Source organism: Streptomyces sp. ADI96-02, assembly GCF_003846185.1.
Taxonomy (GTDB): Bacteria; Actinomycetota; Actinomycetes; order Streptomycetales; family Streptomycetaceae; genus Streptomyces.
Genome location: NZ_ML123034.1, coordinates 1,852,431 through 1,862,738, shown reverse-complemented (window position 1 = coordinate 1,862,738; position 10,308 = coordinate 1,852,431). Strand labels below are relative to the sequence as shown.

The following is a 10,308-nucleotide window of genomic DNA, read 5'->3' as shown; positions in this document are numbered from 1 at the left end:
GCCCCCGCCCCCGCCTCCGCCTCCGCCTCCGACTCCGCCCCTGCCTCCACCTCCACCGGGCCGACGCCGCCGGGCCGCGTACCGCGTTCGTCCGACCTGTCCCTGGTGGACGTCGAGTACGCGTACGGTCCTGGGGCCGTACCGGTGATCAGCGGGCTCTCCCTGCACATCCCCGCCGGATCGCACCTGGCGGTCGTCGGCCCGAGCGGTACGGGGAAGTCGACCCTGACCGCACTGCTGTCCGGGCTGTACCGGCCGGACAGCGGCCGGTTGACCCTGGGAGGGGTCCCGGCTGCGGACGCCGACCGCTCCTGGATCCACCGCGCCGTGGCGATGATCCCGCAGGAGGCGTACGTCTTCACGGGCACGGTGCGGGACAACCTGCGCTACCTGCGAGCGGAGGCCACGGACGCCGAACTGCTCGCGTCCTCGGTGGCCGTGGGCGCCCAGGACCTCGTCGAGCGGCTGGGCGGCCTGCACGCGGCGGTGGGACTGGACGGACCGGAACTCTCCTCCGGTGAGCGGCAGCTCATCGCCCTGGCGCGGGCCCACGTCTCGGCCGCGTCGATCGTGCTGCTGGACGAGGCGTGCTGCCATCTCGACCCGGCGGCCGAGGAGCGCGCCGAGAACGCGTTCGCCGCCCGCGGCACCACCCTCATCGTCGTCGCGCACCGCATCAGCTCGGCGCTGCGCGCCCCGCGTGTCCTGGTGCTTGACGGCGAACGGACCGCCGCCGGCACACACGACGAACTGCTCGGGGAAAGCCCGCTCTACCGCGAACTGGTCGGGTACTGGACGGCCGACCGACCGGACGACCCGGGCCGGCCGGCTCCGCTCTCCGCACCCGGTGCGAGAACGCCGGAGCCCGGACCGCCGGCCCGATGACCCCGCACAGGGACGGGGGCCTTGCCGGGTTCTGCTCGCTCGAGTGGGACGGCCACGGCCCGGGGCGCTCGCGCGGTGGGCTGACCACCAGGATTCACCTCCCTGTCGACGCCTCCTTCCACGTCCTCGCGGCCGTCATCACCGCCGGCCAGCGAGGCGACGCACCCGTCTTCGGGCAGGTGATGGACGGAATCCGTGTCCCCCGGATCGGCGGCCACCGGGTGGTCCGCCCCGAAGCCGAGCCACTTTCCGTGCAGCCGGTATCCCGAAACCGTTGGTGCATGGCCATCCCCAGTTCCCGCCCGCCCTGGATCTGCCGCATGACGTGAAGCCACACCAGCTCCCGGCCTGTTCGACAGCGGCGATCTCGGACGTCGAGCCCCGGTAGCTGCCGTCTCTCCTACAACTCGGGTACCACCCACGACCGTCGTGTCCTTCTGAAGGCGGAGAGGAAATGCGGCCCGGTGGGGGATCCGCACGCGCCGCCCTCTCCTGAATGATCCTTCCTGTCTCACCCCATGCGACCGGAAGGATCGACAGCGTGCGCAGACGACGTCTCATACCTCTGTTAGTCGTGAGTGCCATGGCGCCCCTGGTTCCCGTACTCTCGGCCCCGCCGGCCGGTGCCGTCCCGGCCGCCGGGCCGCCGACCGCCTCTTCCCCGCCTGCCAGGAACGCGCTGGAGCGGTATGTGAAGCAGAAGCCCCGATGGAAACGCTGTGAAGCCGATACTCCGGCGGTGTTGCAGTGCGCCACGATCAAGGTCCCGCTGGACTACCGCGTTCCCGGAGGGAAGCGGATCGACCTGGCCATATCCCGGATCAAGAGCACCGCACCGGGCAAGCGGCACGGCGTCCTGTTGTCCAACCCCGGCGGGCCCGGCGGCCAGGGAATCGACACGCCGCTGGACATGCGGAAGAACCTGCCCAAGGCTGTCCGGCAAAAGTACGACCTCATCGGCATGGACCCGCGAGGTGTGGGACGGAGCAGCCCGGTTTCCTGCGGTATGAAGCCCGAGGACGAAAACTGGCTGCGCCCGTACAAGGAGGAGGCGTTCGCGAAGGACGTCGCCTGGGCACGCGATGTCGCGGACAAGTGCAGGGCGAAGGCGGGCGACAGACTCCCGCACATCACCACGCGCAACACCGCACGGGACATGGACCTGCTCCGGGCGATCCTCGGTGAGACGAAGATCTCGTTCCTGGGTTACTCGTACGGCACCTACCTGGGCGCTGTCTACACCCAGCTCTTTCCTGGCCGAGCCGACCGGTTCGTGCTGGACAGCGCGGTCGATCCGAAGCGTGCCTGGCGCGGCATGATCCAGTGGTGGGCCGAAGGCGCCGAGCCGGCGTTCGACCGGTGGACCGAGTGGGCCGCCGAGCGCTCGGAGACGTACAAACTTGGCGCGACCCCGAAGCAAGTCGAGCGCACTCTATGGAAGTTGGTCGCGCAGGCGGATGAGAAGCCCATCGACGTGGGTGGACAGCTGACCACCGGTGATGACATCCGCAGCGGATTGCGCAGCCTGGTCTTCACCCCGGAGTGGGCCACCGATGAGGTCGTGCTGCTGAAGAGGGCCGCCGCCGGCCGGCCCACTTCCGCGAGGAAGTTCGCGGCGTTCGCCGGATCGGCGGGAAGCGGGCGCCCAGGGGGCGCCGAAGTGCCGTCCGACAACGCGAGAGCGAGCTTCTTCGCCGTGGTGTGCGGCGACAACTCGGCGGCCTGGTCCCGCGATCCCGAGCGCTACCGGCAGGACGCCATCGCGGACAAAAAGCGCTACCCGCTCTTCGGTGACATGGCGTCCAGCATCAAGCCTTGTGCCTTCTGGGACAGGTCTGCGGAACCGGTGACCAAGGTGAACAACAGGGTCGGTTCCCTGGTCGTCCAGAACGAGTGGGACTCGCAGACCCCGCTGCCCAGCGGTCAGGCCCTGCACGCTGCCCTGAGGGGCTCGAAGATGGTCACCGTGCGCGGCGGTGAGGGCCACGGCGTCTATCCGAACGGCAACGTGTGCACGGACGGCGCGGTCAACGAGTACCTGCTCACCGGCAAGCTCCCGGCGAAGGACGTGATCTGCCGGGCGACGCCCAAGTCGAACGAGGAGGCGCGGAAGGACCGGAAGCGGGATGCGCTGCCGGGCTCACCGCTCCCGGATCGCGCTCCGGACCGGTTCTGAGCCGGGCCGCCCCGACGCAGCACCCGGGCCCCTGCGGACACTCCTCCGCAGGGGCCCGGGTGCTGCGTCCGACGCTCAGAATTTTGCCGGCGGCCTCGCCGCGCTCACCCTAGCCCTGACCCCGCTCATCACCGCCGCTCCCGCGTACGCCGGTGTGGCCGCTTCCTTGCTCGTCCAGGGGAAGATCTACAGCCGCACGAACATCGGTGGCGACGAGCAGCCCGACCTCCACCCCTCGGTGGCGGCCTTCTTCGAAGCGCTGCCGGTGGATCGACGCTACCGTCACGGCGCTGCGCGGCATCGGCCTTCTGCACGCAGGATCTCGCGCGATACGTCGAGCGGACGACACGGCGTCCGTAACGGCCCCAGGCCCCCGGGCCCCGGGCCTCCCCAGGCCCCCGGGCCCCGGCATCCACGCGCCCGTGCCCGCGCCGCCGCCGGCCCGATGACCCCGCACAGGGACAGTGGCCTTGCGGAAACGCCGGAGAAGGTCCCGGCGGAGGTGGCTACCATCCTCTGTGACCGAAACGACCGAGCCGCCTCCCGCCCGCCGCGCCCGCATATTCGCCGACCTCACGCCGCTGCGGGCCTCGCCCGACTACCGGCGTCTGTGGTTCGGGAACACCGTCTCCTGGGTCGGTCAGGGCATGACGGCGCTGGCCGTCTCGCTCCAGGTCTACGACATCACCGGATCCGCGTTCTCCGTCGGGCTCATCGGGTTCTGCTCGCTCGTGCCGCTCGTCGTGTTCGGGCTCTACGGGGGAGCGGTCGCCGACACCGTCGACCGGCGCAGGCTGGGGCTGTTCAGCGCCTCCGGGTCGTTCGTCCTCTCCGTCGTGCTGGTCGCCGCCACCGTCGCCGGGATCGAGCAGGTCGGCCTGCTGTACGCCGTCGTCGCCCTCCAGGCCGTCTGCTTCGCGCTCAACGCGCCGGCCCGCTCCTCGATGATCGCCCGGCTGCTGCCCGCCGAGCAGTTGCCCGCCGCCAACGCGCTGAACTCCATGACCAGTACGACCGGTGCGCTGGTCGGGCCGATGCTCGGCGGGCTGATCGTCGGCTGGTGGGGCTACCGCGCCGCCTACACCGTCGACGCCGTCACCTTCACCGCCTCCCTCTACGCGATGTGGCGGCTGCCCTCGATGCTGCCCGACCGGGGCGAGGAGCGGGATCCGGGCGGGAAGCGCAAGCGGGCCTCCGTGCTGGACGGGCTGCGGTTCCTCGGTACCCGGCCCAACCTGCGGATGACCTTCTTCACCGACCTGGCCGCCATGGTGCTGGCCCACCCCCGGGCGCTCTTCCCGGTGGTCGCCGTCCTCTGGTACGGCGGCGACGCCCGCACCACCGGACTGCTCGTCGCCGCCCCGGCGCTCGGCGCGCTCCTGGGCGGCGTGTTCTCCGGCTGGCTCGGGCGGATCCGGCGGCACGGCCTCGCGGTCCTGCTGGCCGTCGGCTGCTGGGGCAGCGCCATCGCCGTCTTCGGGCTCACCCGGCAGCTCTGGCTCGGACTGCTGTTCCTGGCGCTCGCCGGCTGCGCGGACACCGTCTCCATGGTCTTCCGCAACACCATGCTCCAGGCGGCCGTGCCCGACGAGATGCGGGGCCGGCTGCAAGGCGTGTTCATCGTCGTCGTCGCGGGCGGGCCCCGGCTCGGCGACTTCGTGGCCGGTTCGGTCGCCGACCTCGTCTCGCCCGCCGTGGCGGTCACCGGCGGCGGCCTCGCCTGCGTGGCCGTGGTCTGCCTGCTGGCGCTGAAGTGGCGCGGCTTCGCCCGCTACGACGCCCGCGACCCGCAGCCCTGACGCCTCGGCCGCCACGACGCCCGCGACCCGTCGCCCTGACGCCTCAGCCGACGATCGAGCGGACGACGCCCAGGTCCAGCAAGTCCTGCGGGCGCAGCCGCAACTGGTCGGCGGTGGCGGCCGTTTCGGACGGGGCGCGCTTGAGGATCGCCGTCGCGGCCTCCGGTGCGATGACGGAGAAGTAGCCGTCCGCCGTGATGTGGGTGTTGTCCGGGGCCGCCAGCGCCAGCGCCCCGCCCGAACCGCCCTCGCCGATCACCAGGGTCGTCACCGGGACCCGGGCCGCCGCGACGGCGGCGAAGACGTCCGCGATGGCGGCGCCCGCTCCCGCCCGCTCCGCCTCCGCGTCGTTGGCGGCCCCCGGCGTGTCGACCAGGGTGAGGACGGGTACGCCGAGCCGGTCGGCGAGCCGGATCGTCCGGGCCGCCGTGCGGTACCCGGCCGGGCGCGTCGGGGTCCCGCACTGGGCGACGTACGCGACCGGCCGCCCGTCCGCGCGCAGCCCGAAGCCGCACAGCAGCCCCGGATCCGTCCCGCCGCACCGGTCGCCGTTCAGCGGCAGCCGTACCGGGGCGTACGCGGCCAAGTACGCCTCCGCGCGCGGCCGTTCGGCGGAGCGGGCCCGCGCGACCGCCTCCCGCCCACTCGCCGGGAGCCCGCGCGCCGGGAGGCCACTCGCCGGGAGACCGTTCGCCGAGAGGCCCCGCGCCGCCCCGGATCCGCCCGTCGGGAGCGCGTCGGGCGACGAAAGCGCGTCGGGCACCGGGGCGGCCGGCAGCGCTCCGTGCGGGCCGAGCGCCCGCAGCCAGTGGGCCAGGGTCCCGGCCAGTTCCTCCGGCGGGACCACCGCGTCGACCTGGCCCGCCGCCGACTGGCCCTCGGCGCTGTACGCGTACGGGTCGGCGTCGGGCGGTCGCACCCGCGATCCGGCGAAGGCGACCTGGGCACGGGGCAGGGCCAGCACCACGTCGGCGCCCGCCCCGACCGTCGCCCAGCCGCCGCCGGTCGTCGGGTCCCGCACCACCGCGATCTGCGGCAGCCCGGCCGCGCGCAGCCGCACCGACGCGGCGGCCACCCGCTGGAGCTGTACGAGGGCGACCATGCCCTCCTGCATCCGGCTGCCGCCGGTGGCGACCAGCGCGACGAACGGCAGCCGCCTCGTCAGCGCCAGCGCGTACGCGGCCTCCAGCCGGTCCCCGGTGAGCCGGCCCAACGAACCGCCGAGGAAACCGAATTCGAAGGAGAGCAGGACGCACTCCCGGCCGCCGACGGAGCCGATGCCGTACACGACGGACTCCTCCTCGCCGGTACGCGCCGCCGCCCGCTCCCGCGCCGCGTCGTACCCCTCCCAGCCGAGCGGCCCGTCGGCCGGCAGCGGGCGCACGGGCGGCCGGTGCTCGGTGAATCCGTCCGCTCCGGACACCAGGGCGATCGCCTGGCGGGCCGTCATGCGGGGAGATTCGCGGGCCGTCATGCGGTGCGGCTCGCCGCCGGTCGTGGGGGCGGAGGGGTCGGGGTCAGTCATGGAGCGACCTCTTCAGGATCTTGCCCAGGTCGTTGCGGGGCAGGGCGTCGAGGTAGCGCACGGTGCGCGGGCGCTTGTGCGGGGCCAGTTCGGCCGCCACGTGGGCCGCCAGCTCCTCGGCGGCGGGCGGGGCGGCGGGATCGGCCGGGACCACCCAGGCGACGACGCGTTCGCCGAGGTCCGCGTCCGGCTCGCCGGTCACGGCGGCCTCCCGGACGCCGGGGTGCGCCAGCAGGACGTTCTCGATCTCCCCCGCACCGATCTTGTAACCGCCGCTCTTGATCAGGTCGGTGGCCCTGCGCCCGACGATGGTCACGTATCCGTCGTCGTCCACCCTGCCCACGTCGCCGGTGCGGAACCAGCCGTCCGGAGTGTGCGCGGCGGCGGTGGCGTCGGGGCGGTTGAGGTAGCCGGTGAACAGGTTCGGCCCGCGCACCTGGATCTCGCCGATCGCTCCGGTCCCGTCGAGCACCGTGCCGTCGTCCTCCACCAGACGCAGTTCCACCCCGGACAGTGGCGGTCCGACCGTGCCCGGACGGGGCTCGCCGTCCGCCCGGATGCCCGTGTTCATCAGGGTCTCCGTCATCCCGTACCGCTCGATCACCCGCCGCCCGGTCGCCGCCGCGACGCGTTCGTGGTCGTGGACGGGCAGCGCCGCCGAACCGGAGACCAGCAGCCGGGCCCCGCCCAGCGCCGCCGCCAGCGCGTCCCGCCCGGCATCGCCCGCCGGGGCGTCCAGCACCTCGGCCAGCCGGTGGTACATCGTCGGCACCCCGAACAGCATCGTGCCGCCGTCGGCCAGCTCCCGCGCCACGCCCTCGGCCGAGAACCGCCCCAGGTGGCGCACCGAGCCGCCCCGGCGCAGCGGTCCGAGCACGCCCAGGATCAGCCCGTGCACGTGGAACAGCGGCAGCGCGTGCACGAGGACGTCGTCGCCGGTCCACCGCCAGGCGTCCTCCAGCGCGTCCAGCGAGGCCGCCACGGCCCGGCGGGGCAGCACGGCCCCCTTGGGCGGGCCGGTGGTGCCGGAGGTGTAGACGACCAGCGCGGGCGCCTCGGGGGAGTGCTCGCCGGGAGACGCCGCACGACCGGCCGCCCCGGTGCCCGCGGCCGTACGGGCGGTGGCCTTCGTGCCTGCGGCCGTACGCGCAGTGGCCTCCGCGCCCGCCGTGCGCGCGTCGACGTCGATCCGCCGCAGCGCCGCCAGTTCCGGCGGCAGCGTGTCGCCCGGCGCGGCCAGTACGGCGGACGGAGCGCTGTCGGCGACGATGTGCTCCAGTTCGCGCGCCCCGGTCCGCGGGTTGAGCGGGACGGCCGGGATTCCGGCGTGCAGCGCCGCCACCACGGCGATCGCCGTCTCCGGCGTCGCCGTGGCCCAGACGGCGACCCGGCCCGCCCCGGCGATCCGGGCCGCCAGGGCTTCGGAGGCGGCGGCCAACTGTCCGTACGTCAGCGAGACGTCGCCGAACCGGACGGCTTCCCGGGCGGCGATCCGGCCCGCCGGGCTGAGGAGTGCGGGAAAGAGGATGCTCACCCCGGGCAGCCTACGGGGCCTCGCCGGGCGCGGGAACGGTGCGCGGCGACCCGTCCGCGCGGCCCGCCCGGAGCCCGCGCCGCCCGGCTTCCGCCCGGCTTCCACCGGCCGATATCGCCACAAGCTGCGACAATCGCGGTATGGACCGTCTGGACAGGGAAATCCTCGGCATCCTCCAGGAAGACGCCCGGATCTCGTACCGCGACCTGGGCGTACGCGTGGGGCTGAGCGCCAACGCCGCCGGCGACCGGGTCCGCCGTATGCGCCGGGACGGCGTCATCCGCGGCTTCACCGTGATCGTCGACCCGGCCGCCGACACCCGTTCGGGCCTGGTCGTCTTCATCGACGTGTCGCTGCGCCTGGACACGACGAACGAGGAGTTCGAACGTTCCGTGCTGATACTGCCCGGCATCACGGAGGTGGTGCACGTGACGGGTGGCCACGACTACCTCATCCGCGCCACCGCGGCCGATCCCGGAGCGCTGGACGCGCTGCTGCGGCGGCTCAAGCGCGAGGCGGGCGTCGCGCACTCCAACACCCGCATCGCGTTGCGGGCCGCCCCGTCCCGCTGAGCACGGCCACTCCGCCCGAACGTCTCAGCCGGAACGTTTCAGCCAGGCACCTGGCAGCCAGGCGCCTCTCGGCCGGGCCCGTCACAGCGGCGTCTGCCAGGTCACCGTCGTCGACCGGCCGCCGTCCTCGCGCTGCCCGTCGTCCGCCACCACCAGCCGCACCGCTCCCCGCCCGTCGGGCTCCCGCACCGTCGCATCCACCTCCACCTCGATCGCGGACACCCCGCTGCGGCGGTGCGCGGCGGCCAGCGCACCGCGCAGCGCGGCCAGCAGCTCCCGGGCCGCCCGCTCGCCCACCAGCGCGTCCACCGCGCCCGTGAACTGCACCGACGGCGGGAAGCCGAGCACGGCGGCGGCCCCGCCGGTCTCCCGCAGCACCCGGCCGCGAAAGGTGCTGGGGGAATCGGCGGGCGGCTGCTGGAGCGCGAAGATCGCGGTGCGGACCTCCTGGATGGTGGAGTCCAGCTCGTCCACGGCCCGGCCCAGCAGCTCGCCGGTACGCCCGCCCCCGCCCGCCCGCTCCTCGTGTTTCGGCTCCTCCGCCGCCGCCCGCCTGCGGGTGGACTCCAGCATCATCTCGGTGGCGAAGAGCCGCTGCACCACCAGATCGTGCAGGTCACGGGCGATCCGGTCGCGGTCCTCGTACACCGCGAGCTGTTCCCGGTCGGCCTGCGCGTCCGCGAGCACCAGCGCCAGCGCCGCCTGCGAGGCGAACTGGGTGGCCAGCAGCCGGTCCGTCTCCGTGTACGGGACCGCGCCGCGCCGCCGTGGCAGCGCGAGCGTTCCGATGAGCCGGCCGCCGCTCTGGAGCGGCAGCATCATGCTGGGCCCGAACCGGGACCGTACGTAGGTGGTCATCCGGACGTCGGTGGCGGAGTCGTCGATGAAGACCGGTTCGCCGCCGAGGAGTTGGACCAGGACCGGCGAACCGGGCGCGATGGTCGCCCCGACGATGCCCGCCGGATCGTCCAGCGTGGAGGCGGTCACGATCTCCATGCCGCCCTCGTCGGTCGGCTGGAGGATCACCCCGGCCGACGCACCGGCCAGAATCCGGGCCTGTTCGGCCACCGTCATCAGCGCGTCGGCCGCGTTGGTACCGGTCAGCAGGGCCGTGGTGACCGCCGCCGCTCCCTCGATCCAGCGCTCGCGCTGCCGGGCCGTCTCGTAGAGCCGGGCGTTGCCGACGGCGATGCCCGCCTGCGCGGCCAGCACCCGCAGCAGCTTCTCGTCCGTGCCGGTGAAGGTGCCGGAGTGCTTCCCCGCGAGACGCAGGTGTCCGAAGACCTCCGTACGCACCCGGATCGATGCCCGGAGGGCGTCCGGCGCGCCCGGCTCGCCCGGCTCTCCGTCGCCCGGCCCGCCACGGGCGCGCTCCCGGACGGCCTCCGAGTGCTCGTCGTCCACGTCGCCCACGTCGCCCACGTCGTCCACGTCGTCTACGTCGGCCTCGGCATCCTCCGCCCAGGCCAGGCCGTCCAGCAGCCCTGAGCGGCTGTAGTCCGGACGCCGGTACAGGCGCTGCCGCTCGGCCTCGGTCAGCCCGGCGGTGTACAGCTCGCCGATCCGCCCGCCGTGGTCCAGCACGGCCAGCGCGCCGTAGCGGGCGTCGGTGAGGGCGGCGGCGGTGTCCACGATCTGCTGGAGTGTGGCCCGCAGGTCGAGGTCGCTGCCGACGCCGAGGACGGCCTCCAGCATCCCCGGCAGCCCGCCCGCCGCCTCCCCGCCCTCCTCGGAACGGCCCTCCTCGGAACGGCCCTCCTCGGAACGGCCCTCCTCGGAACGGCCCTCCTCGGAACGGCCCTCCTCGGAACGGCCCT

7 protein-coding genes and 1 pseudogene are annotated in these 10,308 nt (G+C 73.8%); 5 read left to right on the top strand and 3 right to left on the bottom strand.

The window, feature by feature from the left end; all coding sequences use genetic code 11:
* From EES43_RS08195 to EES43_RS08185, 4 genes and pseudogenes are all read left to right on the top strand, one after another.
* The coding region (locus tag EES43_RS08195) for an ATP-binding cassette domain-containing protein (RefSeq protein ID WP_164493127.1) at positions 1-885 on the top strand (885 nt) is incomplete at its 5' end.
* Between the two features lie 62 nt (positions 886-947).
* Positions 948-1,091: pseudogene (locus EES43_RS31200) on the top strand (IS5/IS1182 family transposase); the annotation flags it as partial.
* Positions 1,092-1,468: 377 nt separating this feature from the next.
* Complete coding sequence (locus EES43_RS08190) at positions 1,469-3,061, top strand: alpha/beta hydrolase (RefSeq protein WP_241192349.1); 1,593 nt, start codon at positions 1,469-1,471, stop codon at positions 3,059-3,061.
* A gap of 518 nt (positions 3,062-3,579) precedes the next feature.
* Positions 3,580-4,860 carry an MFS transporter gene (locus EES43_RS08185; protein ID WP_124268113.1) on the top strand — a complete coding sequence of 427 codons (1,281 nt, stop codon included), beginning with the start codon at positions 3,580-3,582 and terminating at the stop codon, positions 4,858-4,860.
* Between the two features lie 43 nt (positions 4,861-4,903).
* Here EES43_RS08185 and EES43_RS08180 read toward each other — a convergent pair whose 3' ends face one another.
* Complete coding sequence (locus tag EES43_RS08180) at positions 4,904-6,310, bottom strand: carboxyl transferase domain-containing protein (RefSeq protein ID WP_124271845.1); 1,407 nt, start codon at positions 6,308-6,310, stop codon at positions 4,904-4,906.
* 67 nt (positions 6,311-6,377) lie between these two features.
* Entirely contained in the window at positions 6,378-7,919 is a 1,542-nt protein-coding gene (locus EES43_RS08175) for an acyl-CoA synthetase (protein WP_124268112.1), read from the bottom strand.
* 140 nt (positions 7,920-8,059) lie between these two features.
* On the opposite strand from EES43_RS08175, the gene EES43_RS08170 reads away from it, so the two are divergent.
* Positions 8,060-8,491 (top strand): Lrp/AsnC family transcriptional regulator, encoded by a 432-nt coding sequence (locus EES43_RS08170; protein ID WP_124268111.1) that lies wholly within the window; start codon positions 8,060-8,062, stop codon positions 8,489-8,491.
* 81 nt (positions 8,492-8,572) lie between these two features.
* On the opposite strand, the gene EES43_RS08165 is transcribed toward EES43_RS08170, so the two are convergent.
* Positions 8,573-10,186 (bottom strand): sensor histidine kinase, encoded by a 1,614-nt coding sequence (locus EES43_RS08165; RefSeq protein ID WP_124268110.1) that lies wholly within the window; start codon positions 10,184-10,186, stop codon positions 8,573-8,575.
* Positions 10,187-10,308 lie beyond the last annotated feature (122 nt).

What these genes read in the sequence shown, in the direction of transcription:
- EES43_RS08190 (WP_241192349.1), top strand. Translation starts at nt 1,469, where the DNA reads ATGGCGCCCCTGGTTCCCGTACTCTCGGCCCCGCCGGCCGGTGCCGTC.
- EES43_RS08180 (WP_124271845.1), bottom strand. Translation starts at nt 6,310, where the DNA reads ATGACGGCCCGCCAGGCGATCGCCCTGGTGTCCGGAGCGGACGGATTC.
- EES43_RS08170 (WP_124268111.1), top strand. Translation starts at nt 8,060, where the DNA reads ATGGACCGTCTGGACAGGGAAATCCTCGGCATCCTCCAGGAAGACGCC.
- EES43_RS08165 (WP_124268110.1), bottom strand. Translation starts at nt 10,186, where the DNA reads ATGCTGGAGGCCGTCCTCGGCGTCGGCAGCGACCTCGACCTGCGGGCC.